This is a genomic window from Brevundimonas halotolerans, assembly GCF_003730275.1.
GTDB classification, from domain to species: domain Bacteria; phylum Pseudomonadota; class Alphaproteobacteria; order Caulobacterales; family Caulobacteraceae; genus Brevundimonas; species Brevundimonas halotolerans.
In genome coordinates, this window is sequence record NZ_QTTA01000002.1 from 1 (window position 1) to 24417 (window position 24417).

The window sequence follows — 24417 nt, forward strand, 5'->3', positions numbered from 1 at the left end:
GAGCCGAGGCCGTCATCCCCTCAACCCGCTCGCGCAAGACACCGATCCCGCACGACCCTCGGATCTACAAGCTGCGCAATCGCGTCGAGCGCTGCTTCAACAAGCTCAAGCACTTCCGCCGCTTCGCCACCCGATTCGACAGGCTGGCGCGCCACTACCTTGCCTTCATCCACATCGCTGCCTCCATGCTCTGGATGCGCTGAATGTCGATTCGTCCTAGAACAGGCCGTTGCCCTTGGGCAGTTCGACGTAGCGGTGGACGCGGGTGGCCATGACCAGGCCAAAGCCGATCATGACCGTCAGCATGACGGTGCCGCCGTTTGACATCAGCGGCATGGGCACGCCCACGACCGGCGCCAGACCCATGACCATGGCGCCGTTGATCAACACATAGAGGGCGAAGGTCGCGGTGACCCCGGCCGTGGCCAGCCGGCCGAAATGGCTGTGTGACAGGGAGGCGATGCGGAGGGAGATCAGGATCACCCCCAGATAGCAGAGCAGCATGCCGAACGAGCCGACGAAGCCGAATTCCTCGGACACGGCGGCGAAGATGAAGTCGGTGTGGCGTTCCGGCAGGAATTCCAGCTGGCTCTGGCTGCCGAGACCATAGCCCTTGCCCAGCAAACCGCCGGAGCCCATGGCGATCTTGGACTGCATGATCTGATAGCCCTCGCCCGAGGGGTCAGCTTCCGGGTTGAGGAAGGTCAGGACCCGGTCGCGCTGATAGTCGTGCATGACGAACTGGATGAAGGGCCAGACGCCGGCCAGTACGGTCCCGCCTGCAACGACAATAATCTTCCAGCTGAGGCCCGCAGCGAACATGATGGCTGCTCCGGTCATACCCAGCAGCAGGGCACTGCCGAGGTCGGGCTGGTGGGCGACCAAGGCAAACGGCGCCCCGATCATCAGGGCCGGATAGATCAGCTTCCAGTGAAAGCGGGCTTCCTGGGCGGTGGCGCCGTGGTACCAGCGGGCGAGCGCCAGAACGAGGGCGATCTTCATCAGCTCGGACGGCTGGATGCGGGTGACGCCAAGATCCAGCCAGCGGGTTGCACCCATGGCCGTATAGCCCAGCCCCGGCACCTCGATCGCGGCCAGCAGCACCAGCGAGCCGAAATAGGCCGGATACGCCAGATGGAACCACCATTTGAGGTTCACCATCGACAGGGCCAGCATGGCGGCCAGGCACACGCCAAACCGGATCAGATGTTTGGCGGCCCATGGCTCCCACGACCCCTGGGCCACGGAATAGAGCATGGCGGCGCCCATGCCCGCGATGGCGCACAGCAACACCAGCAGCCGCCAGTCGATCTGGGTGAATTTAACGGTCAGCCGGTCGCGCTCTCCGGGACGGGTCAGGGCCGAGGCGGTCATTGCGGATCCGGAAGATAGGGCTGCGGCCCGGGAAGATCCTGGGGCGCGGGTGGGTCCGGCGAGACCGGAACGGCCTCGGCAGCGGCGGATCCGGGCTCAGCCGCTGTGGGCGGCGGCGGAGCGGCGCCTTCGTCGATTATGGACCCCGCCTCGGGCTCGCGCGGCAGCGGCCGCTCGATGCGGGCGCGCATATCGGGATCCTTGAGCAGGGCCACCTTCATGACCTCGCGCGCGCGCGGCGCGGCGTCGGCCGAGCCGCCTGCCGGGGCATGCTGGATGATCAGGGCGATGGCATAGCGGGGCGCATCGTGCGGCGCGAAGGCGACGAACAGGGCATGGTCCCGGCGGCTCCAGACCGCATTGCGGGGCCCCCGCGATTCTCCGGGCTTGTAGTCCCGTGACTGCGCCGTTCCGGTCTTGCCGGCCATAAGGATGTCGCCAAGCCCCAACTGTGACGCACGATAGCCCGTGCCCCTGACATCATTGGCCACCGCCGCCATGCCCGCACGGACGATATCGAGGTGCTCAGTGCTGAACGGCAGATCAGCGAAGGTGGCTTCGGCGTAGGGCTCGCCGTCAATCGATTTGATCAGACGCGGCTGCACGGCCTTGCGGCCATTGGCGAGACGCGCCGTCATCACTGCCAGCTGCAGGGCGTTGACCGACAGGGCTCCCTGACCAATCGCAACGGACAGGGTTTCGCCGGGATACCATTTGGGATCATCCTCCCAGCTGGTGGCCTCGGTGTATTCGCGCTTCCATTTCTGGGACGGAACAATGCCGTCGGACTGACCCGCGATGCCGATCTCATAGCTGTGACCGAAACCGAGATCCTCGGCGACCCGTGCAATCCGGTCGACGCCAGCGCGATTGCAGAGGTGATAGAAATAGGTGTCGCACGAGTTCTTGATCGCATCGTGCATGTTCATCGAACCGTGCCCGCCGGCCTTCCAGCAGCGGAAGGTACGGGCTCCGAAGCGATAGCCGCCGGTGCAAGTCACCCGTTCGGCGGGGTCGATCCCGGCGTCGAGGAAGGCCAGGGCTGTGGTCATCTTGAAGGTCGAGCCCGGCGGGAAGGTGCCGTAGATGGCCTTGTCCAGCAGGGGCCGCCGCTCATAGTCGGCCCAGGCGCGATAGATGTTGCTGGGCACGCCCGAGACAAACAGGTTCGGATCGAAGGACGGTGACGACACCATGGCCAGGATGTCGCCGTTGCGCACGTCCATGACGACGCAGCCCCCGGATTCCTCGCCGAACACCTCGAGCGCGCGGTTCTGGATGTCGGTGTCCAGGGTCAGCACCACTTCCTTGCCCGGCACCGCAGGGCGGGAATTCTCCGGGTCTTCGCCGACCACGCGCCCGCGGGCATCGACCTCGACCCGCTGGCCGCCGGCCTCACCCCGCAATTGTTCATCCAGTGCGGCCTCGACGCCCTGACGGCCGATGCGGAAACCGGGGTTGAACAGCAGCGCCGAGGGCTCTTCGCCCTTGTCGCGCACGGCCTTGATGTCGCGGTCCGAAACCTTGGCCACATAGCCGACAACGTGGGCGAACGAGCCCCCGTGCGGGTAGTAGCGAGTCTCGTGCATATCGGCCATCACGCCGGGCAGCTCGTTGGCGTAGAGGTTGACCTTGGCGAACTCTTCCCAGGTCAGGTCGCTCTTGACCGGGACGGGCGAGAAGCGCGGGGCGGCGTTGACGTCGCGGATGATGCCCCGGCGGCGCTCGAGGGTGTCGGGGATCAGCCGACCGAGCAGGTCCAGCGTCTGGTCCAGATCCTTGGTCTCGTCGCGAACCACCAGCACGCGGAAGCTGGGCCGGTTACCGGCGATGATCACGCCGTCGCGGTCGCGGATGATGCCGCGCGGCGGTGGCACCAAGCGAAAGTTGAACTGATTGGCCGTGGCCAGCGTCGTGTATTCCTGCGCCTGGACGACCTGCAGCTGGCCGAGGCGCGCGGTCAGGCCCAGCACGCCCAGCGCCGTCAGTCCGCCCAGCACAAAGGTGCGCCGCAGGAAGGAGCCCTGCCGCTCATTGACGTCCGAAAAGAAGATCGAGGGTTCGCTGCTCATCGAAACCGCACATCGCCATCGTCAAACCGCTGGATCAGGCGATCCGCCAGCGGGAAGATCAGAAGCGTCGGCACGATCTGGCCCAGAAGGGCCAGAAGGCTCGGCGCCCGCCCGGCCACGATTGTAACGATGACATAGGCCAGAAAGAAGGCCCCAAGGGCGGCGACCGTATACCAGACGAACAGGACGCGGGTTTCCTGTCCCATCAGGAAATTCCGGGACACCAGAATGGCCGCGTAGACGCACAGCAGCACCAGTCCCCACAGACCCAGCGGGGCATACCACAGGAGGTCCAGAAACAGTCCGAGGACGAACAGCATCAGCGGCGCAGAGATCGAGGGCCGGATCAGCGGCCAGGCGAAGGCCAGCACCAGCGGGATGACGGGCTCGGGCAGGCTGAGGCCGAACAGGGTGACGGGCGTCGCCAGGATCAGGGTGGCCAGTACAGCCAGCAGCGCCGGATAGATGATCCACTGCAGAGGTCCGACGACGCGAACGGCGACCGGACGTCTCACTCGCCTGCACCGCCGGGTTGGGGACCGGTTGCGGGGGCCGGCGCGGCCGCCGTGCCGAGCGCGGCCAGCGGCGGCGCGTTCAGGGTCTCGGGGTCAACCAGCTGGCCGAAGTCTTCGAATTTCAGGACCTTGACGAAGTCGATGGCGCCCCGGTCGCTGAACAGCTTGACCCGCCAGGAGCCGTCGATACCCCGCGCGACGACGCCGATCGGCACGCCCCGGGGAATGCCGCCGCCATCGCCCGAGGTAAGGACGCGGTCGCCGACCTCGACCGAGTCGGTCCCGCGCACATATTCCAGACGCGGATTGCCGCTGCCGTCACCGGTCAGCATGGCGCGGGCGTCGGTGCGATCGATGAGCACCGGGATGCGGCTGGAGACATCGGTGACCAGCAGGACGCGGCTGACGCGGGACGAGGTGCCGACCACCCGACCGACCAGGCCATGTTCGTTGATGACGGGGTTGCCGATGCGGACGCCCTGGCCGGTGCCGACATCGATCAGGCGCGAGCGGGCGAAGGGGCCACGCGATTCCGAGATCGACCGGGCGGTGGCCATCTCGACGTCCGGCTCGACCCGGATACCCAGCATGGCCTCATAGCGGGTGTTGATGTTCTGCAGGGCGATGTTGGCGTCGGCCACGGCCTGAAGCTCTGCAACCTGCTCCTTCAGGCGACGGTTCTCGGACACGGCGAAGAAATAGTCGCCGACGTAGTCGCTGGCGGCCCCGACCCAGCGGACGGGCGCGGCCAGCACGCCGCCGACCCCGCCCGAGACCTGGTCCCCGGCGCCACGGATGGCATTCTGGCTGTCGGGATCGCCCCGCCGCTGGCTGAGCAGCAGGAAGACCGACACCGCCAGCACGGCGAGCACAGTCAGGCCCGCCGTCCAGATCAGCGGCACCTTGAGGTTCTCGAACGGTCCGTCGCGAAACGCCACGGCGACCCTTGCATCAGAGGGTTGGTGTCAACCGACCCCCGCAGGGGCCGGCGGGCGAATCTGCCCACGAACTCAGGCTATCGCAGAATCACCGGGGCTTGAAAACCGCTGATGTCTGTCGGTCGCCAAGCAGGCCTTAAAGCGAGCTTTCCAGCACGCCCTTCATCCAGCGCGGATGCTCCAGCACCCGGCCGCAGCCGATGGCAACGCAGGACAGCGGATCATCGGCGACCGAGACCGGCAGGCCCGTGTGGTCACGGATTTCGGCGTCCAGACCGCGCAGCAGGGCGCCTCCGCCGGTCAGCATAATGCCCTTGTCGGCGATGTCGGCGGCCAGTTCGGGCGGGGTCGCCTCGAGCGCGACCTTGACGGCGTCGATGATCTGGCTGACCGGCTCGGTCAGGGCCTCGGCGGCCTGGCGCTCGCTCATCTTCACTTCGCGGGGCACGCCCTGCATCAGGTCACGACCCTTGACCTCGATCGACAGGCCTTCGCCGTCGGCCGGGATGCGGGCGGTGCCGATGTCCTTCTTGATCCGCTCGGCGGTGGTCTCGCCGATCAGAAGGTTATGGTTGCGGCGCATATAGCTGATGATCGCCTCGTCCATCTTGTCGCCGCCGACGCGGACCGAGCGCGAATAGACGATGCCCGACAGGGACAGGACGGCCACCTCGGTGGTGCCGCCGCCGATATCGACGACCATGGAGCCGGTCGGCTCGTGGATCGGCAGGCCGGCGCCGATCGCGGCGGCCATGGGCTCGTCGATCAGGCCGACGCGGCGGGCCGAGGCGTTGAGACAGGAATCATTGATGGCGCGACGCTCGACCGCCGTGGCACCCGACGGCACGCAGACGATGACCTTGGGGTTCACGAAGCCCTTGCGGTTATGCACCTTGCGGATGAAGTGCTTGATCATCTCTTCGGCGACTTCGAAGTCGGCGATGACCCCGTCGCGCATGGGACGGATGGCTTCCATGTGACCGGGCGTGCGGCCCAGCATCTGCTTGGCCTCGATGCCGACGGCGTGGACGATCTTCCGTCCACCGACGTTCCGGAGAGCGACCACCGACGGCTCGTTCAGGACGATGCCCTTGCCCTTCATATAGATCAGGGTATTGGCCGTGCCGAGGTCGATGGCGATGTCGTTCGAGATCATGCCGAAGAGATGCATAGGGGTGGGATACCGTTCCGGTTCGGGCCTTTTTGGGGCGGTCAGCGTTTTTGTCCGCTGCGGCGAAGCCCCGCCCCGACGCGCATCCCCACGCACGGGCCGTCCTGATCGATATCGCCGAGCCGACCGTGGCCCGTTTGCCCTTATGGGACAGGGATTACAAGCCCTGAATCAGCCCGGCGTATCATGAGGGTGTGGTCAGGCGGCGACCGGTTCCAGACCTTCGGCCTTGAGCATGCGCTGGATGGCGGGACGCGCCTGGACGCGATCCAGATGGGCGTTCAGCTTCGGATAGCGGCCGGCGTCGAGCAGCCGGGCCTGACGCGCCCAGCGGGTGAACACGGCCAGATAGTTGTCGGCCAGGGTCCAGCCGTCGCCGAACACCCAGTCACCCTCGATCTGCTGCTCAGCCAGGTCGTATTTGGCCAGCGCCTGCTCGACGGCCTGGTCCTTGGCCTCACCTTCCAGCGGCGGACGGCTGAACAGCACCTTGCCGATGGCCGGGTGCAGGCCGGAGGCCAGCCAGCCGTTGAAGGCGTGGAAACGGGCCATGGCAAAGGCGTCGCCGACCGGGGCCAGCTTCTTGTCCGGATTGGTCTCGGCCACCCAGGCGAGGATGGCGGCGTTCTGGGTGAGGACACCCTGATCGGTCTTCAGCACCGGGGTCACGCCGGCCGGGTTGATGGCCAGGTATTCGGGGGTGCGCTGCTCGCCCTTCTTCAGGTCGATGACCGTGGCTTCGTAGTCGAGGCCGGCCTCCTCGAGGGCGGAATGGGAAGCCATGGCGCAGGCGCCGGGCGAAATATAGACGGTCAGGGACAAGGGAGCTCTCCTTCAAGGTTCGGGTCGGTGCGACCTGAACGGGCAGATGGGGTTGCGGCTCCATATTGCAACCAGCTCAGTTGCGTTTTGCCTCACGGCGTTTGACCCATTCCCTCACCGCCAGCATGAGGCCCAGCCACACCACCGCCACGCCCGCAAGGATCAGGCTGGTCCAGGTGCCGTCGCCGCTGACCGCCACCGCCACCGCCCCGCCGAAGAAGGCGACCAGCGCCGTCTTGGGCAGCACGCCCAGGGCACAGCCGGCGAGGAAGGGTACGAACCCGGCCCGCGCTGCCCCGAAGGCCATATTGACGACGACGAACGGCGCCGAGGGCACATTGCGGATCATGAAGCTGGCGTAGAAGGCGTTGCGCCCGACGAAGCCCTTCAGCCGCGCAGCGGTCTTGCCACCCCAGCGATCCAGCAGCCGTGCGGTCGGCCCGCGCCCCAGCCAGTAGGTCACCCCGGCCGAGATGACCGTCGCCGCCCAGCTGTAGGCAAAGCCCAGCGACGGCCCGAAGGCCACGACACAGGCCGCGATCAGCAGGAACTGCGGCGCGCCGATGAAGGCCGCCCCCACGAACAGGATGACGGTCGCGACGAACGCCCACGGCCCGCCGGCGTAGCCCTGCAGCCAGGCCTCCAGCCTGTGCTCGGCCTCCAGCCCCAGCGCCGCCTTGCCGACCAGCAACAGGGCCACCACCGCCCCCAGCAGGACAACCGTGGCCAGCGCCGCCCGCCACCGGGCTGCCTCCAGGTCCAGAACGAAGTCGAGAATGCGGCGGATCACAGCTTACATTGGCTCCCACGGGCCCAGGGTGAACTCTACCAGTCGCCACGCCCCGTCGGTCTTGCGCCAGACCTGTTGGACGTCCGCGGCGAAGTCATTGCCGTCCTCGTCGCCGTATCGATGGACGATCCCCCGAGCCCTGACGTCAGTTCCAACCGCCCGGATCGACGCCGTGTAGATCCGCACGACGCGAGCGTCGTCAAGTCCAAGCGCCCCGGACAGAGACTTTTCGCGGGAGGTGCCCGAGATCTGGATACCCGGCGCCGCATAGGCCGCGATGCTGGAGGCCTCATCGAAGATCGGCCCATCAAGCAGATTCAACACTTCAGCCGCAGCAATCTGATTGTCCCCTTCGAGGACCAGACATCGATCCAGCTGAGCAGACTCGTTCCGGTAGTTCGCAGGATCGAGATGACTGCAGACCGGGAAGCCGCGCAGAGCCTGTCCCGAAAGCTCGTATCCGGCATCGAACAGCGGGTCGTCACCGCACGCGTTGCGGACGCGCCGGAGGACACCGTCGTCGGTCAGAACTTCGGTCACGGTCACCCAGGCATGGAGGCAAATGATCATCTCGTCGCCAGCCGTCCCGGGCAATCCGTCATCGCCCGCCGATTGACGCGGGGGCGCTGCGGTCGCCAGTTCCACAATACGTCGTGATTTCAGCGTGAGTCCGAACCAGGCCTCGCGAGAGAGAGACGACGCAGGCCCCTCCCCATCCCCCGCGCCCCGCACTTCGAGGCGTGGGTTCAAGGGAATGCCATGTTCGCTCGCCTCCGTGTAAAGCACCGACACCATGGGCATGTCTCTCGAGTAGCCATCGATGGTGAAAACCCTCACGCCGCGCCAGCCGTTGGCCTGGGCGTCCTCTGCCGCTTCGACACCGAACGTCTCGACAATTCCGAGCCACCCCTCGGGGTCACACAGGTCACGCCCGTAGTCGTCCATACAGTCGCGATCAAATGCCGGCTCGATGGGATCGTCGTTCGCGTCCTGCGCCAAACTTGAGGAAGCGCCAGACAACAAGAAGATTGCCGCCGCCATGCCGATCAGGGTTCGTGCTGCATTTCTCATGGCGCTCTCCTGCAACCGCCCCCATTTGCACCCACGCGCGACGCCCCGTAAACAGCCTGTGCCGTGAATAACGGCCTCTCCCCTCCCCGTCTGTGAGTCGCTGTCCATGTCCGAGCTGCAGTCCAAGGCCCTTGCCCGCGTGAAGCCCTCGGCGACGCTGGCGGTGACGGCACAGGCGCGCGCGCTGAAGGCGGCGGGCCGCGATGTGATCGGGCTGGGCGCCGGCGAGCCGGACTTCGACACCCCCGACAACATCAAGCAGGCCGCCATTGAGGCCATCCGCCGGGGCGAGACCAAATATACCGACGTCGACGGCCTGCCCGAGCTGAAGTCCGCCGTGGTGGCCAAGTTCGCGCGCGAGAATGGCCTGACCTATGCCGCCAACCAGATCCACGTCGCGCCGGGCGGCAAGACGGTGATCTACAACGCCCTGGTCGCGACCCTGTCGCCCGGCGATGAGGTGATCGTGCCGGCGCCGTATTGGGTATCTTATCCCGACATGGTGCTGCTGGCGGGCGGTGAGCCGGTGCGGGTGGTGGGCGAAGAGGCTGACGGCTTCAAGCTGCGGCCCGAGGTGCTGGAGGCGGCAATCACGCCCCGGACGAAATGGCTAATCCTCAATAGCCCGTCGAACCCGACGGGTGCGGCCTATACCGCCGCCGAGCTGGAGGCGCTGGCCGGGGTGCTGCGCCGCCATCCGCAGGTCTGGGTGATGACCGACGACATGTATGAGCACCTGATCTATGGCGGCCTGGATTACGTGACGATCGCCCAGGTGGCGCCGGACCTGTACGACCGCACGCTGACGGTCAATGGCGTGTCCAAGGCCTATGCCATGACCGGCTGGCGCATCGGCTATGCGGGTGGACCCAAGCCCCTGATCGACCTGATGCGCAAGGTGGCCGGCCAGACGACCTCGAACCCGTCGTCGATCAGCCAGTGGGCGGCGGTCGAGGCCCTGAACGGGCCGCAGGACTTCATCGCCGAGCGCGGCAAGGCGTTCGAGGCGCGCCGCGATCTGGTGGTGTCGATGCTGAACCAGGCCACCGGCATCCGTTGTGCCACACCCGAGGGAGCCTTCTATGTCTATCCGTCGATCGAGGGCCTGATCGGCAAGGCGACGCCGGACGGCACGGTGATCGACAGCGACGACACCTTTGCCAGCGCCCTGCTGGACGCCGAGGGCGTGGCCGTGGTGCAGGGCTCGGCCTTTGGCCTCAGCCCCTATTTCCGCATCAGCTATGCGACCGCCGAAGCGGTGCTGGAAGCGGCGTGCGAGCGCATCCAGCGGTTCTGCGGCAGCCTGCGCTAGTAGACCCGGCTGACGGCGTAGTCGGCGAGCAGGTCGAGCGCGTCGCGCCAGTCGCTGTCGGGCAGGACGGCCAGCGCGGCCTTGGCGGCGTCGGCATAATCTCCCGCCACGTCGAGGGTGGCGCTGACCGCGCCGGTGCCGATCACCCGCTCGCGGGCGCGAGCAAAGTCGTCATCGTCGCGCACGGATTTGGCAAAGGCCTGATCCCAGAAGCCGTCTTTCAGCCCGCCGCCGCGCTCGATCGCCAGGATGAGCGGCAGGGTGACCTTGCCTTCGCGGAAGTCGTCGCCGGCATTCTTGCCCAGGGCCGAGGCGGTGCCGCCATAGTCCAGCGCATCGTCGGCCAGCTGGAAGGCAATGCCGAGGTTCATGCCATAGTCGCGCAAGCCCTTGACCACGGCGTCGTCGGCGCCTGCCCCGACCGCGCCGGCCTCGGCGGCCGCTGCGAACAGTTCGGCGGTCTTGGCGGTGATGATCTCGAGATAGACGGCGGTATCGAGGTTGAGGTCGTGGGCGCGGGTCAGTTGCAGCACCTCGCCCTCGGAAATGACGCTGGAGGCGCGGGCCAGAATGCCGAGCGCGCGCATGGAATCCGTCTCGACCATCAGTTCGAAGGCGCGGGCGAACAGGAAGTCACCGACCAGCACGCTGGAGGGTGCGCCCCAGATCAGATGGGCGGCGACCTTGCCCCGGCGCAGGTCCGAGGTGTCGACCACATCGTCGTGCAGCAGGGTGGCGGTGTGAATGAACTCGACCGCCGCGGCCAGATGCAGGGGGGCGTCGATACCCTTCGCCCCGCCCGAGGCGCGCGCGGCGGCGATGGTCAGCATGGGACGCAGGCGTTTGCCGCCCGCCGCGATCAGGTGATCGGCCAGCGCCGGGATCAGCGGGACGTCGGAGGCCATCCGCTCGCGGATCAGCTGGTTGACGCGATCCATGTCCGGCTGGCTGAGCCGCACGATGGGGGCGACATCTCCGGCGGGTCGGCTGACGGAATTGGAAACGGCGTCCAAGGGGAACTCATGCGATAGGGCGGGGAGATAAAAAACCGGCGCCCGTCTTGCCGGGGCGGGTTGGCGCGCACAATGGTGATCGGACCATGAAGGGTCAAGACGTGTGACGGTCGCAGGCAGTATCCCCGAGGTGCGGGAAGACGCCCTGCTGGGCGGGTGGGTGCGGCTGGCCCAGCCCGTGCGGGGCTATCGCGCGGGCATGGATGCGGCCCTGCTGGCAGCTTCGGTCGCGGCCCGGCCGGGCGAGCGGGTGATTGAGGCCGGCTGTGGCCCCGGGGCGGTGCTGACCCAGATCGCGGTGCGGTGCCCGGGCGTGCAGCTGGTCGGGCTGGAACGTGAGGCTGAGATCGCCGAACTGGCGCAGCGGAATATCGAGACGAACGGCCTGGGCGACCGGGCGGAGATCCGCACCGGCGATGTGGCCGAGGGCTTCCGCGCACTGAACCTGCCGCCCTTTGACTGGGCGGTCAGCAATCCGCCCTTCTTTGACGATCCCGGCAGCCTGCGGCCCCCGGCCCCCGAGCGGCGCGCGGCCTGGATGGCCGATGACGGGCTTGAGGCCTGGACCTGTTTCCTGTTGAAGGCCGTGCGCGAGGGCGGACGGATCGTCATGATCCACCGGGCCGAGCGCCTGGCCGACATCCTCGCGTTGCTGGCGCCCAAGGCCGGGTCGTTCGCCATCCGCCCCATCCATCCCTTTGCCGACCAGCCAGCCAAGCGGGTGCTGGTGAAGGCGATCAAGACCGGCAAGGCGCCCCTGCGCCTGTTGCCGCCGCTGATCCTGCATGACCGCGAGGGGGCGCCGCATACGGCCGGGGCCGAGGCCATTCTGAGGGGCGAGGCGGCTCTTCCCTTCTGAGCCGCTTCTCGCACCGCCAAGGACAGGCTATCCCGTCGCCATGACATTGCGCCCCCTGTTTGTGACCCAGGTCTATGAGTCCGAGTTGGACGATCCGCAGCTCGTCGCTGAGCTGGCCGAGGCTTGCCGTGTGCTGGCGGTCGAGGACGGGGCCGGTCGCGCCTGGTGCCGGGACCATGGTTATCGCGGCTATACGTCGTATGGATCACTCAACGATCTGCCGAAGCGCATGCCCGAGTTCGAGGCGCTGAAACGACATCTGGACCGCCACGCGCTGGCCTATGCCAAGGCGCTGAACTTCGATCTGGCGAGAAAGCCCAAGCTGGATAATCTGTGGGTCAATGTGCTGAAGCCCGGCGGCGGGCATTCAGGCCACATCCACCCGCACGCCTTCCTGTCGGGCACGGTCTATATCGAGATACCCGACGGGGCCTCGTCGCTGAAGCTGGAAGACCCGCGCCTGCCGATGATGATGGCGCGGCCGGGCGTGCATGCCGATGCGCCCGAGGCCGAGCGGCCGTTCGTCTATCTGGCGCCCCGGCCCGGCACCGTGCTGATGTGGGAAAGCTGGCTGCGCCACGAGGTGCCGCCCAATGCCGCCAAGGCCGAACGGATCTCGATCAGCTTCAACTACGCCTGACGGATCAGTGCGCGCCGGCCCCGGTGGGCAGGTGTTCCTTCTCGTGGCGGCCCAGTTTGGTGACCAGGGTCTGGGCCGCGAGGTTCATGCCGGACACCACGACCCGCGCGCCCTGACGGCGGTAGCGGAACACCACCTTGTCGACCGCGACCACGCCGGTCACGTCCCACAGGTGGGCGTTCGACATGTCGATCTCGACCACCGTGGGATGGCCGTGGTGCTCGAAACTGGCGGCAAAGACGTCGGCCGAGGCGAAGAACAGATTGCCGCTGACCCGGTATTTCAGCTCGCCCTCGGGGGCCTCGACCTCTTCCACGACCACCGTCTTGCCGACCTTGCGCATGAAGAAGATGGCCGAGAGGATGACGCCCAGCACCACCCCCTTGGACAGGTCATGGGTCAGGACGACGGTGATGGTGGTAGCCAGCATGACCACGGAGGACTGGAAGGGCATGGTGCGGAGCTTGAGCACCGAATTCCAGTTGAAGGTGCCGATCGAGACCATGATCATGACGGCCACCAGCGCCGCCATCGGAATGCGCGCCACCCAGTCCTGCAGCACCAGGATCAGGAACAGCAGGAACAGCCCTGCCCAGAGGGTCGACAGCCGCCCGCGCGCGCCACTGGTCACATTGATGATCGACTGGCCGATCATGGCGCAGCCCGCCATGCCACCGAAAAAGCCTGCCGCGATATTGGCGATACCCTGACCGCGCGTCTCGCGGTCCTTGTCGGACGGGGTGTCGGTGATGTCGTCCAGCAGATTGGCGGTCAGCAGGCTCTCCAGCAGGCCGACGAAGGCCAGCGTCGCGGCCACCGGCGCGATGATGGCGAAGGTTTCCCACGTCAGGGGCACCATCGGAATGTGGAACATCGGGAAGGTCGATGGCATCTCGCCCATGTCACCGACGGTGCGGACGTCCATCCCGCTCCACATGACAAAGCCGCTCAGCAGGACAATGGCCACCAGCGCCGAGGGCACGGCTTTCGTCAGGCGCGGCAGGCCGTAGATGACCGCCAGCCCGGCCGCGACCAGCCCATAGGTCTGCCAACCCATGCCGATCAGCTCGGGCAGCTGCGCCATGAAGATCAAGATGGCCAGCGAGTTGACGAAGCCCGTCATCACCGAGCTGGAGACGAATTTGATGTAGCGGCCCAGCTTGAGAATGCCGACGCCGATCTGGAAGACACCCGTCAGGATCGAGGCGGCGAACAGATATTCAAGCCCGTGGTCGCGAACCAGGGTGACCATCAGTAGGGCCATGGCCCCGGTCGCGGCGCTGATCATGGCCGGGCGCCCGCCGACAAAGGCGATCGTCACGGCGATGACGAAGCTGGCGTAAAGGCCGACCGCCGGATCGACCCCGGCGATGATGGAAAAGGCAATGGCCTCCGGGATCAGGGCCAGGGCGACGACGGTGCCGGCCAGCAGATCCTTGCGCGGTTGCGCCAGCCACTGCTCGCGGGCCGATTGGAAAACAGACATGGGGATCACACACAAGGAACGGGCCCGCCGCGTGACGACGCGGTGTTAATGCTCAGGCCAGTTTCGTTGCTCCGGCGGATCGGCGGCCGGAATAGCCACCCGCAAGCCATCTCGTGGCGCGGGTCCAGGTTGCCCGCCCTCTGCCATGCTGCACCGCAACAGGCAAGGGCGGCAGCCGGCGTGCCCGCGACATTCCGCCCGCAACGGCCACGCTGGACCTCACCCTTGATATGGAACATAGCATGAACAATGGCCCGTCTCGATCTTCGCCGAAAACTGGAAATCCTGGCTGATGCGGCCAAGTATGATGCGTCGTGTGCGTCATCGGGGGCGGCGAAGCGGAATTCGGTCGGGGGCAAGGGGATCGGCTCGACCGAGGGGATGGGGATCTGCCATGCCTATACGCCGGACGGGCGGTGCGTCAGCCTGCTGAAGATCCTGCTGACCAACTTCTGCATCTATGACTGCGCCTATTGCATCAACCGGGTGTCGTCGAACGTGCCGCGGGCGCGGTTCTCGGTGCAGGAGGTCGTCGACCTGACGCTGAACTTCTATCGGCGGAACTATATCGAGGGGCTGTTCCTGTCGTCGGGCATCGTCCAGTCGGGCGACTATACGATGGAGGAACTGGTGCGGGTCGCGCGGATGCTGCGCGAAGAGCATGACTTTCGCGGCTATATCCACCTGAAGCTGATCCCCGAGGCCGATCCCGATCTGGTGGCGCAGGCGGGGCTGTATGCCGACCGGCTGTCGGCCAATATCGAACTGCCGCGTGATGAGGCGCTGGCCCGACTGGCCCCGCAGAAGGACGCCGGCGTGATCAAGCGGACCATGGGTCAGGTGCGCCAGAGGGTCGAGGCCGCGCGACCGGCGAAGAAGGACCGCATGCGCCCGCCCCGCTTTGCCCCCGGCGGCCAGTCGACCCAGCTGATCATCGGTGCGGACGGGGCGCCCGACGGCGAGATTCTGGAGCGGTCGGCCTCTCTGTACGGCGGCTATGGCCTGCGCCGGGTCTATTATTCCGCCTTCAGCCCCATTCCGGACTCGTCGGCGCAGCTGCCGCTATCAAAGCCGCCGCTGATCCGGGAACACCGGCTGTACCAGGCCGACTGGCTGATGCGGTTCTACGGCTTTTCGGCGCCCGAGATCGCCTCGGCCACGCCCGACGGCATGCTGGATCTGGCGGTCGATCCCAAGCTGGGCTGGGCGCTGGCCAACCGCGCCAGTTTCCCCGTCGATGTAAATCTGGCCGAGCGCGAGACCCTGTTGCGGGTACCGGGGCTGGGGGTACGCTCGGTCGACCGCATCCTGAAGGTGCGGCGCTACCGGACGCTGAGGCTGGAGGATATCCAGCGGCTGACGCGCAGCCTGGACAAGATCCGCCCCTTCATCACCACGCTGGACTGGACCCCCGGCGGCCTGACCGACGCCGTCGATCTGCGGGCGCGACTGGTCAAGCCGCAGGCGCCCGAGCAGTTGAGCCTGTTCTGATGCGGAGCGTGCATCTGGCGTCCGAGACGGACCTCGAAGGGTGGCGCGAGGCTGCGCGCGGCCTGCTGGTCGAGGGGGTAGAGCCGGCTGCCGTGCGCTTTCGGGCGGGCGATGCGCAGGGCTCGCTGTTCGATCAGCCCGATAGACTGCCCCCTGTGCCGCGCAACACCCCCCTCCCCGTCCTGAGCGTGCCGCGTGCCTTCCTCGACCTCGTCGAACAGGTGGCCCTGCACCGGTCGGAGGACCGGTTTGACCTGCTGTACCGGCTGCTGTGGCGACTGCAGCGCGAGCGGGCCTTGCTGCACATCGCATCCGACCGCGATGTCGCCGACGCCATGGAGCGGGCCAAGAACGTCAGCCGGGCGGCTCACAAGATGAAGGCCTTCGTGCGCTTTCGCCGGATCGAGGATGAGGACGGCGAGCACTGGATCGCCTGGTTCGAGCCGGCGCACCGGGTGCTGGAGCGGACCGCGCCCTTCTTCCAACGGCGCTTCACGACCATGCGCTGGACGATCTTGACGCCGGACGGCACGGCGCACTGGGATCTGGAGCGCCTGAGCTTTGGCCCGCCTGCAATGAAGGATCAGGCGCCGGACGGCGACGATGTCGAGGAGTTCTGGAAGACTTATTACGCCTCGACCTTCAACCCGGCCCGGCTGAAGACGAAGATGATGCAGAGCGAAATGCCGCGTCGCTACTGGGCCAATCTGCCCGAGGCGGCGCTGATCCCCGGCATGATCCGCGAGGCTGAGGCCCGGCTGGGCACGATGGTGGCCACGCCCGCCAGCCCGGCCAATGCCCGACTGATGAAGGCCATCGCGCCGGTCGTCCAGCGCCCTGAGCCTGTGTCCGCGCCTGACTCCCTCGCAGCCTTGAGCGAGGCCGCGCAGGCCTGCAGGCGCTGCCCCCTGTGGCGCGATGCGACCCAGGCGGTGTGCGGCAAGGGGCCGGCGCGCGCAGACCTGATGATCGTCGGCGAGCAGCCGGGCGATCAGGAGGATCTGGCGGGCGAGCCCTTCGTCGGACCGGCCGGTCAGGTGCTGGACGCGGCCTTGGCCGAGGCAGGGCTGGACCGCGACCGGGTCTGGATCACCAATGCGGTCAAGCATTTCAAGCACGAGCCGCGCGGCAAGCGACGCCTGCACAAGACCCCGGATGCGGGTGAGGTCGAGGCCTGCCGGTGGTGGCTGGACGCCGAGCGGGCGCTGGTAAAGCCCCGGCTGATCGTGACGCTGGGGGCGACGGCGGCGCTGGGTGTGCTGGGCCACAAGATCGCCGTGACCAAGGACCGGGGCCGGCCGATCCGGCTGGAGGACGGCACACCGGTGCTGCCCACCGTTCATCCGTCCTATCTGCTGCGTTTGCCGGACGAGGCCACCCGCGCCGCTGAGCGCGCGCGGTTCATCGACGACCTGAAGACGGCGCGCGCCCTGTTGTGACCCCGGGCGCGTGCGGCCCGCCGTTGCCCTTCGCCCACGCAGTCGCTACATGCCGGTGCAACCTCCCCCATACTCCAGACCACAGGGCGCACCGCACTCATGGCGCAGCAGTTTATCTTTCAGATGCAGGGTCTGACCAAGACCTTTCCCGGCGGCAAGAAGATCTTCGAGAACATCTGGCTGAGCTTCTATAACGACGCCAAGATCGGCGTGGTCGGGGTCAATGGCTCGGGTAAATCCACCCTGCTGAAGATCATGGCCGGGCTCGACAAGGAGTTCACCGGTGAGGCCCGGGCGGCCGACGGCATCAAGCGCGGCTATCTGGAGCAGGAGCCGCATCTGGATGACAGCCTGAACGTTCGCGAGAACGTCGAATCCTGGTGCGAGGAGAAGCAGTGGGTCAACCGCTTCAACGCCATCGCCATGGAAATGGCCGAGAACTACTCCGACGAACTGATGGAGGAGATGACCGCCCTTCAGGAAAAGATCGACGCCGGAGACGTGTGGGACATCGACAGCCGTATCGAGATGGCCATGGACGCCCTGCGCTGCCCGCCCGACGACTGGTCGGTGACCAATCTGTCCGGCGGTGAAAAGCGCCGCGTGGCCCTGGCCCGGCTGCTGCTGTCCAAGCCCGACATGCTGTTGCTGGACGAACCGACCAACCACCTGGACGCCGAGTCGGTGGCCTGGCTGCAGCACCACCTGGAAGCCTTCCCGGGCTGCGTCATTCTGGTGACCCACGACCGCTACTTCCTCGATCTGGTGACCAAGTGGACGCTGGAACTGGACCGCGGCAAGGGCCACCCGCACGAGGGCAACTATTCCAGCTGGCTGGAAGCCAAGACCAAGCGCGTGGTGCAGGAACAGTCCGAGTCCGAAGCTCGCCAGCGCGCCCTGACCCGCGAACTGGAATGGGTGCGTTCGGGCGCCAAGGCCCGTCAGGCCAAGTCCAAGGCGCGTCTGGCGGCCTATGAGCGGATGGTCGACGAGCAGGAGAGCCTGCGCGGCGCCCAGACCCACGCCCACATCCAGATTCCGCCCGGCCCGCGTCTGGGCAATGTGGTGCTGGAGGTCGAGGGCCTGAAGAAGTCGTATGGCGACAAGCTGCTGTTCGACAATCTGACCTTCCGACTGCCGCCCAACGGCATCGTCGGCGTGATCGGCCCGAATGGCGCCGGCAAGTCGACCATGTTCAAGCTGATCACCGGCCAGGAGCAGCCCGACGGCGGCACCATCAAGGTCGGCGAGACGGTCAAGCTGGCCTATGTCGACCAGTCGCGCGACGACCTGAAACCCGATGAGACCATCTGGCAGGCCATCTCGGGCGGCACCGATGTGATGATGGTCGGCAAGCGCGAGATCAACACCCGCGCCTATGTCGGCAGCTTCAACTTCAAGGGTGGCGACCAGCAGAAGAAGGTCGGCCAGCTGTCGGGCGGGGAGCGCAACCGCGTGCACCTGGCCAAGACGCTGGCGACCGGCGGCAATCTGATCCTGCTCGACGAACCGACCAACGACCTGGACATCGAGACGCTGCAGAACCTCGAGGAAGCGCTGGAACAGTTCGCCGGCTGCGCCGTGGTCATCTCCCACGACCGCTGGTTCCTGGACCGTCTGGCGACCCACATCCTGGCCTTCGAGGGCGACAGCCACGTCGAATGGTTCGAAGGCAACTTCGAGGCCTACGAGGAAGACAAGAAGCGCCGCCTCGGCGTCGACAGCCTGATCCCCCACCGGATCAAATTCCAGAAATTCGGGCGGTAGGGGCCGCGGGAGGCGCGATCACGCCTCCCGCCCCTGCCCTCACCCCATCCGGGCGGCGCGGGCGCGCATCTCCACGGCCTGGCGTTCCAGCGCGTCGGCCTGGTGTCGCAGGCGGGGCGCGAGGGCGCGCAGTTCGGCGTCGGTGACCGGCTCGCCGCGCGCACGATTGCGGGCAATCTGGTCAGCGCGATAGGCGGGGTCTTCCAGCCGGGCGGCTTCCTCGCGCATCTGACGGGCCCCGTCGAGCATCTGCTCGGCGCCCTCGGCCATCTGGCGGCCGGCCTCGCGGCGCGCAACCGCCGCCTGCTCGCGGGCCACCCCGGCCTCGGCATGGGCCCGTTCCGCCTCGGCGCGCGCGACGTCGGCCTGTTGTCGGGCGACGCGCGCTTCAGCACGGGCGCGGTCGATCTCGGCGCGCTCCCGGGGCGTGGCCTGACTGTATGAAATGACGCGGGCGCCGGCCGGCGGTGCAGGAGGCGCCGGAGGCGCGGGCGGATCCTGCAGGCGGCGCGGCGGCGGCGGCGGCGCAGGGGGCGCCGGCAGAGGCGGCAGTGGGGCGTGCGCCAGCAGCGGGGCCGGAGGCGCCGGCGGTGCAGGGGGCGCTGCGGGCGCAGGCGGCGGGGACGGGGGCGGGTCCTGCGTCACCTGCAGGGCGGCCAGCGGGGTGGCCAACAGCGACAGGACGGCAACGGTTGCGGCCACGGTCAACGGGCGGGCATGGGGGGCGTGGTCGGTCATCAGACAATCGATCCTTTTCTTGAGAGAGCGGGCATCGCCCGCCATGGCGGTCGAGCTCCACGTGACAGCGGCGTTGGCGGCCGGCTGGCTGGCCAGTCGCACGAGGGCATGGGCATAGGTCTGGCGATCGACGCGGGAGACGGCGGCGGCATCGGCGGCCTCTTCCGTGCGGGCGACGAGCGCGGCGTGCAGCATCCAGACCAGCGGATTGAACCAGAACAGGGCCAGCGCCAGCCGCGACAGGACGAGGAACAGCCAGTCGCCGCGCTTCAGGTGGGACAGCTCATGGGCCAGCACGGCATCTGCGGTCCGCGAGTCGGACAGGCTGGCGGGGTCGAGCAGGATGGTGCCGGGCGGCACCCCCCAGCTGAGCGGTCCGGGCAGGCGAGCGCTGGTCACCAGCCGCGGCCGACGCCCGGTGCAGAGCCGGTCCAGCGCCGCACGCCAGGCCGGACAGGTCACGGCCTGGCCCTCGGACGTCCATCGGTCCAGCGTCATGATGCCCAGCACCAGACGCCCGGAGACGAACAGGCCGCCGACAAGCCAGACGAGAACGGCGAGACCCAGGGGCGAGGGCCAGAGCATGGCGGCCTCGACCGCCACCCCGGCGACCGGTCCGATCTCGCCCTGCCAGAGCGGCCCGGCGGGGACCGCAGGCGCGGCTGGAGCGGAGGCCGGCAGAAGGGCCAGTTCCCAGACCGGCAGAGCCAGCGCTACCACCGGCAGGGCCAGCAGCAGGCAGACCGTGGCCCGGAGGATGTTGGCCCGGTCCGAGGCTCCACGCGCCACAGCCCTGGCACAGAGGAGGCCTGCGCCCGCGATCACCGTGGACTTGAGGGCTAGCGACAGGATCAGGGCGGCAATCATGAGCGGTCCTCCCCCTCCCCCGGCGCGCCCATCCGGTCGATGGTGCGGCGCAGGGCCTCGGCCTCGTCGGTGGTCAGGGTCTGGCCCAGGCCCAGAAGCGCGGTCGCGGCGCTGGCTGCGGAGCCGGCGAAGAAGGTCTCGACCATCCGCTTCAGCGCGCCCTCGGCCACGGCATCGGTGCGCGGCACGGGGGCATAGATGAAGCCGTCCGGCCCGGCCGAGCGCCGGACCAGCCCCTTGGCCTCCAGCCGGCTGAGCAGGGTGCGCACCGCCGAGTCGCTGAGTGGATCGGCCAGCACGCCGCGCAGGGTGGCGGCGGTGGCCTGCTCCAGCCGGTACAGGGTCTCAAACACTTCGCGCTCGCGTCGAGGTAGTAGGTCGATGGAGGTCGGGGGCATGGGAGGCTCGCTACATTTGTAACGCTACACTTGTAGCGAATTGGGTCGGGAATGAGGCACCCGCATGAAACCCTCGACAGGATGGCGGCTCTTGCCAGCGGGCTGCCAACGGGAAAGGATCGCCCCATGACCCAACGCCCCGCAGTCCTGATCATGCAGCGGCATCTGGCGCCGCTGACCGGCTTTCTGGAGTCGACCTATGACGTCTACCGGTTCTGGGAGCATCCGCCGGTCGAGGCCGAGCGGGACATCCAGGCGCTGGTGGTGGCGGGCGAGTTTCCGCTGGATACGGCGCTGATCGAGCGGCTGCCTTCGCTGCGGCTGATCGCCTGTTTCACCTCGGGTTATGACGGCATCGATGTGGGCTGGTGTCGGGCGCGCGGCCTGCCGGTCACCCATGCGCCGGCGGTCAACCACGAGGATGTGGCGGACCATGCAATCGGCCTGATCCTGGCCTCGCGACGGCGGCTGGTCGAGGGGGACCGGACCCTGCGCAGCGGCGGCTGGACGCCCGAGGCGCGCCTGATCACCCCCTCGCTGAAGGGGGCGCGGGTCGGGATCGTCGGCATGGGCCTGATCGGTCAGGCGGTGTCCGTGCGGGCCGAGGCACTGCGGATGTCCGTTCAGTGGTGGGGCCCCCGGCCCAAGGACGTGCAATGGCCTAGGACCGGGACCCTGCTGGAGCTGGCGCGCAGCTCGGACATACTGGTGGTGGCCTGCAAGGCCGATGACGACAATCGCGGCCTGATCAACGCCGAGGTGATGGCGGCGCTGGGGTCATCCGGCCTGCTGGTCAATGTGGCGCGCGGCAGTCTGGTCGACGAAGACGCCCTGATCCAGGCGCTGAAGGCCGGGACGCTGGGGGCGGCCGCGCTGGATGTCTATGAGGACGAACCGACCGATCCGTCGCGCTGGGCCGATGTGCCGAACACAGTACTGACCCCGCACACGGGCGGCGCCACGACCGAGTCAGTGCAGGGCATGCTGACGCTACTGATGCAGAATCTGGCGGCGCTGTTCGCGGGCCAGCCGCTGGTCACCCCAGTCCCGGACTAGCGACCCCGCAGCGGGCGTTCGGCCTCGGTGACCACGCCGTCGCCGTCGACGTCCATCATCTCGAACAGGGTGCCGGCGGCCCGGCGAACCTCTTCGCGGGTCAGGGTGCCGTTGCCGTCCGTATCTGCCCGACGCAGCATGCGCGCCCCGCCCGGGCCGTCCCCGGCGGCCAGTTCGTCGGGGGTCAGCTGACCGTCGCCGTCGATATCCAGCCGATCAAAGCCGGCCAGCATGCGCTGTTCCAGACCGCGCAAGGTCTGCTCGCCCCCTTCCGGGCCGCGACGGCGTCGGGGAGGCTCGGCGGGCTTGGGCGACGCCGGCGCAACGGAAGCGGTCGGCTGAGCCGTGGCCTCGTCGGCGGCCTGTTCTGTTGGCGCGGGGGCCGGCGCACTGCTTGCCTCAGGCGCAGTGTCCGCTTCTCGCTCCGGTGCCGGGCCGCAGGCGGCCAGAACCGTCATCAGGCTGGCTGCCGTCATCATCGCCATCTTCGTCATGCCACGTCTCCTTGTTGCGCCCTCTGCATACCCACGCACCAGTCCGCCCGTTCCGTCGCCCGATTTTGCTTGCATAATCGTATAAGGATATCTTTATATGATTGAATGAATTGGACCGCTGATCAGACCATAGAAGCCCTGCGCGGGGCGGGCGAGCCCACGCGGCTGCGCGTGCTGGCGTTGCTGGCCGGGGATGAGCTGTCGGTGATGGAGCTGTCGCACATTCTGGACCAGAGCCAGCCGCGCGTGTCGCGCCATCTGAAGCTGATGACCGAGGCCGGCCTGATCGAGCGCTTCCCGGACGGGGCGCGGGTCTATTACCGCCTGTCATCTGACCCCACGGCGCGGCGGCTGGTCGATACGGTGCTGGACCTGCTGGACGACCGCTCCAGCGAGCAGGATCACCGGCGTCTTGACGAGGTCCGCCGCGACCGCGAGGCCGCCGCCGAGGCCTATTTCGAGCAGGTCGCGCCGCAGTGGGACCGGATCCGGTCGCTGTATGTGTGCGAGTCGGCGGTTGAGGCCGCGATCGAGCGCGCGGCCGGGCCAGGCCCGTTCGAGCGTCTGGTCGATCTGGGTACCGGGTCGGGGCGGATGCTGACCCTTCTGGGCGGACGGGCGCGCATGGCCGTGGGTCTGGACCTGTCGCAGAACATGCTGAACATCGCCCGCGCCAAGGTGGCCCAGGCGGGCGTCGGCAAGGTCGAGCTGCGCCACGGCGACATCTTTGCCACCCGCCTGCCCTCGCAGAGCGCCGATCTGGTGCTGGTACATCAGGTTCTGCACTATCTGGCGGACCCGGCCACGGCGATCAATGAGGCGGCGCGGCTGGTCATGCCGGGCGGCAAGCTGTTGATCATCGACTTTGCCCGCCACGACCTCGAGGAACTGCGCGAAGAGCATCAGCATCGGCGGCTGGGCTTTACCGATGCCGAGATCAACGGCTGGCTGGCGGATGCCGGTTTGCGGGCCAGCGCGCCCATCGCCCTGCCCCCTGACAAGGATGGTCTGACCGTGCTGATCTGGACCGCCGTGCGCCCGGCCGATGCCAAGCGGAGCGTCGCCTGATGACGTCGCTGGCTGAAGCCCGGGCCCTACTGCTGTCGCCGCTGGGGCCGGTGGCGCGGGCGGGCTCGAACCGCAATGCGGTCAATGTCTCGTTCGAATTCTTCCCGCCCAAGTCGGATGAGGCCGAGGCCACCCTCTGGAAGGCGATCCGCCGGCTGGAGCCGCTGAACCCCGGCTTTGTCTCGGTCACCTATGGCGCGGGCGGATCGACGCGCGAGCGGACCCACCGGACGGTGCAGCGGATTCTGGCCGAGACGGGCCTGGCCCCTGCCGCCCATCTGACCTGCGTCGAGGCCTCGCGCGATGAGGTCGATAGCGTAGTCGCCGAGTACAAGGCCGCCGGGGTTCGTCATATCGTGGCGCTGCGCGGCGATCCGCCCGGCGGGAACGGCATCGGCGGGGTCTATCAGCCGCGCGCCGATGGCTATGCCAATGCCACAGAACTGACCGCCGCCATCGCCCGGCACGGCGACATGGAAATCTCGGTCGGCGTCTATCCGGAAAAGCATCCGGAGAGCCCGTCCATCGACCATGATATCGATGTGCTGAAGGCCAAAATCGACGCGGGGGCGACGCGGGCCGTCAGCCAGTTCTTCTTCGACATCGACGCCTTTCTGCGGTTCCGGGACCGGGTGCGGGCGGCGGGCATCACCCTGCCCCTGACGCCGGGCATCATGCCGGTGTCGAACTTCAACGGGCTGAAGCGGATGAGCGCGGCCTGTGGCGCCTCGGTGCCCGACTGGCTGGCCGCTCATTTCGACGGGCTGGACGACGACCCCGAAACGCGCCGCCTGCTGGCCGCCTCGGTCGCCGCCGAAATGTGCGCCCGCCTGCAGGAAGAAGGCTTTGCTGACTTCCACTTCTACACCCTGAACCGCGCCGATCTGGTCTATGCCATCTGCCGGGTGCTGGGCGTGCGCGAGGCCGTATCGTGAGCCGTCCTTATGGATCCTCACCCGCCCCTTCGCGGGGGAGGGGGACCACGCGCAGCGTGGTGGAGGGGGCGACCTCGAGCGCGGCGTCCGGAACTCGCCCC

Annotated in this window: 22 protein-coding genes, 1 pseudogene and 1 other annotated feature; of the genes and pseudogenes, 10 read left to right on the forward strand and 13 right to left on the reverse strand. The window is 67.7% G+C overall.

Annotated features, from left to right (window positions below):
• A pseudogene (locus tag EG854_RS00440) lies at window positions 1–203 on the forward strand (hypothetical protein); the annotation flags it as partial.
• A 13-nt stretch (window positions 204–216) separates the two neighbouring features.
• On the opposite strand, the gene rodA reads toward EG854_RS00440, so the two are convergent.
• From rodA to EG854_RS00480, 8 genes are all read right to left on the reverse strand, one after another.
• Window positions 217–1374 (reverse strand): rod shape-determining protein RodA, encoded by a 1158-nt coding sequence (gene rodA / locus EG854_RS00445; RefSeq protein WP_123285770.1) that lies wholly within the window; start codon window positions 1372–1374, stop codon window positions 217–219.
• Window positions 1371–3446, reverse strand: a complete 2076-nt coding sequence (gene mrdA, locus EG854_RS00450) for a penicillin-binding protein 2 (RefSeq protein WP_123285771.1) — start codon at window positions 3444–3446, stop codon at window positions 1371–1373. Before mrdA ends, rodA begins: the two co-directional genes overlap by 4 nt.
• Window positions 3443–3961 (reverse strand): hypothetical protein, encoded by a 519-nt coding sequence (locus tag EG854_RS00455; protein ID WP_123285772.1) that lies wholly within the window; start codon window positions 3959–3961, stop codon window positions 3443–3445. Before EG854_RS00455 ends, mrdA begins: the two co-directional genes overlap by 4 nt.
• On the reverse strand, window positions 3958–4899 hold the full coding sequence (gene mreC, locus EG854_RS00460; RefSeq protein ID WP_123285773.1) for a rod shape-determining protein MreC: 942 nt from the start codon (window positions 4897–4899) through the stop codon (window positions 3958–3960). Before mreC ends, EG854_RS00455 begins: the two co-directional genes overlap by 4 nt.
• Before the next feature lie 136 nt (window positions 4900–5035).
• The gene (locus tag EG854_RS00465) at window positions 5036–6070 is read right to left on the reverse strand and encodes a rod shape-determining protein (RefSeq protein ID WP_123285774.1); all 1035 of its coding nucleotides are present in this window, start codon (window positions 6068–6070) and stop codon (window positions 5036–5038) included.
• Window positions 6071–6268: 198 nt separating this feature from the next.
• On the reverse strand, window positions 6269–6892 hold the full coding sequence (locus EG854_RS00470; protein WP_241153059.1) for a glutathione S-transferase family protein: 624 nt from the start codon (window positions 6890–6892) through the stop codon (window positions 6269–6271).
• Window positions 6893–6968: 76 nt separating this feature from the next.
• Window positions 6969–7682: a TVP38/TMEM64 family protein gene (locus EG854_RS00475; RefSeq protein ID WP_241153060.1), complete on the reverse strand. Its 714-nt coding sequence runs from the start codon at window positions 7680–7682 to the stop codon at window positions 6969–6971.
• 3 nt (window positions 7683–7685) lie between these two features.
• Window positions 7686–8753 carry a hypothetical protein gene (locus EG854_RS00480; protein ID WP_164461737.1) on the reverse strand — a complete coding sequence of 356 codons (1068 nt, stop codon included), beginning with the start codon at window positions 8751–8753 and terminating at the stop codon, window positions 7686–7688.
• A gap of 106 nt (window positions 8754–8859) precedes the next feature.
• Here EG854_RS00480 and EG854_RS00485 point away from each other — a divergent pair, with 106 nt between their 5' ends.
• Window positions 8860–10065, forward strand: a complete 1206-nt coding sequence (locus tag EG854_RS00485; protein WP_123285776.1) for a pyridoxal phosphate-dependent aminotransferase — start codon at window positions 8860–8862, stop codon at window positions 10063–10065.
• Here EG854_RS00485 and EG854_RS00490 read toward each other — a convergent pair.
• A complete protein-coding gene (locus tag EG854_RS00490) occupies window positions 10062–11078 on the reverse strand; it encodes a polyprenyl synthetase family protein (RefSeq protein ID WP_241153061.1) in 1017 nt (338 codons plus the stop codon). The two genes, EG854_RS00485 and EG854_RS00490, sit on opposite strands and share 4 nt — an antisense overlap.
• A 103-nt stretch (window positions 11079–11181) precedes the next feature.
• Here EG854_RS00490 and EG854_RS00495 point away from each other — a divergent pair, with 103 nt between their 5' ends.
• Together EG854_RS00495 and EG854_RS00500 are read left to right on the forward strand one after the other, a co-directional pair.
• A complete protein-coding gene (locus tag EG854_RS00495; RefSeq protein WP_241153062.1) occupies window positions 11182–11937 on the forward strand; it encodes a tRNA1(Val) (adenine(37)-N6)-methyltransferase in 756 nt (251 codons plus the stop codon).
• A gap of 40 nt (window positions 11938–11977) precedes the next feature.
• Window positions 11978–12577 (forward strand): TIGR02466 family protein, encoded by a 600-nt coding sequence (locus EG854_RS00500; RefSeq protein WP_123285777.1) that lies wholly within the window; start codon window positions 11978–11980, stop codon window positions 12575–12577.
• A gap of 4 nt (window positions 12578–12581) precedes the next feature.
• Here EG854_RS00500 and EG854_RS00505 read toward each other — a convergent pair whose 3' ends face one another.
• The gene (locus EG854_RS00505; protein ID WP_123285778.1) at window positions 12582–14063 is read right to left on the reverse strand and encodes a SulP family inorganic anion transporter; all 1482 of its coding nucleotides are present in this window, start codon (window positions 14061–14063) and stop codon (window positions 12582–12584) included.
• Window positions 14064–14128: 65 nt separating this feature from the next.
• Window positions 14129–14192 (reverse strand) — a sequence feature (sul1 is cis-regulatory element that is thought to sense ions involved in sulfur or methionine metabolism; They are found in Alphaproteobacteria).
• A gap of 120 nt (window positions 14193–14312) precedes the next feature.
• Between EG854_RS00505 and EG854_RS00510 the strand changes: the two genes are divergently transcribed.
• The 3 genes from EG854_RS00510 (at window position 14313) to ettA (ending at window position 18760) form a co-directional block, all read left to right on the forward strand.
• Window positions 14313–15554 (forward strand): putative DNA modification/repair radical SAM protein, encoded by a 1242-nt coding sequence (locus EG854_RS00510; protein WP_123285779.1) that lies wholly within the window; start codon window positions 14313–14315, stop codon window positions 15552–15554.
• Complete coding sequence (locus EG854_RS00515; RefSeq protein WP_123285780.1) at window positions 15554–16993, forward strand: UdgX family uracil-DNA binding protein; 1440 nt, start codon at window positions 15554–15556, stop codon at window positions 16991–16993. Before EG854_RS00510 ends, EG854_RS00515 begins: the two co-directional genes overlap by 1 nt.
• Before the next feature lie 99 nt (window positions 16994–17092).
• A complete protein-coding gene (gene ettA, locus EG854_RS00520) occupies window positions 17093–18760 on the forward strand; it encodes an energy-dependent translational throttle protein EttA (RefSeq protein ID WP_123285781.1) in 1668 nt (555 codons plus the stop codon).
• 39 nt (window positions 18761–18799) lie between these two features.
• On the opposite strand, the gene EG854_RS13330 is transcribed toward ettA, so the two are convergent.
• Together EG854_RS13330 and EG854_RS00530 are read right to left on the reverse strand one after the other, a co-directional pair.
• Window positions 18800–20365: a M56 family metallopeptidase gene (locus tag EG854_RS13330; protein ID WP_123285782.1), complete on the reverse strand. Its 1566-nt coding sequence runs from the start codon at window positions 20363–20365 to the stop codon at window positions 18800–18802.
• Window positions 20362–20763: a BlaI/MecI/CopY family transcriptional regulator gene (locus tag EG854_RS00530; protein ID WP_123285783.1), complete on the reverse strand. Its 402-nt coding sequence runs from the start codon at window positions 20761–20763 to the stop codon at window positions 20362–20364. The genes EG854_RS13330 and EG854_RS00530 overlap by 4 nt, the downstream gene beginning before the upstream one ends.
• Window positions 20764–20889: 126 nt before the next feature.
• On the opposite strand from EG854_RS00530, the gene EG854_RS00535 reads away from it, so the two are divergent.
• On the forward strand, window positions 20890–21819 hold the full coding sequence (locus EG854_RS00535) for a 2-hydroxyacid dehydrogenase (protein ID WP_123285784.1): 930 nt from the start codon (window positions 20890–20892) through the stop codon (window positions 21817–21819).
• On the opposite strand, the gene EG854_RS00540 is transcribed toward EG854_RS00535, so the two are convergent.
• Entirely contained in the window at window positions 21816–22313 is a 498-nt protein-coding gene (locus EG854_RS00540; protein WP_164461738.1) for an EF-hand domain-containing protein, read from the reverse strand. The genes EG854_RS00535 and EG854_RS00540 overlap by 4 nt on opposite strands.
• Window positions 22314–22418: 105 nt before the next feature.
• Between EG854_RS00540 and EG854_RS00545 the strand changes: the two genes are divergently transcribed.
• A complete protein-coding gene (locus EG854_RS00545; protein WP_123285786.1) occupies window positions 22419–23381 on the forward strand; it encodes an ArsR/SmtB family transcription factor in 963 nt (320 codons plus the stop codon).
• Window positions 23381–24316, forward strand: coding sequence for a methylenetetrahydrofolate reductase [NAD(P)H] (metF, locus tag EG854_RS00550; RefSeq protein ID WP_123285787.1), 936 nt, complete (start codon window positions 23381–23383; stop codon window positions 24314–24316). The genes EG854_RS00545 and metF overlap by 1 nt, the downstream gene beginning before the upstream one ends.
• Window positions 24317–24417: the final 101 nt, after the last annotated feature.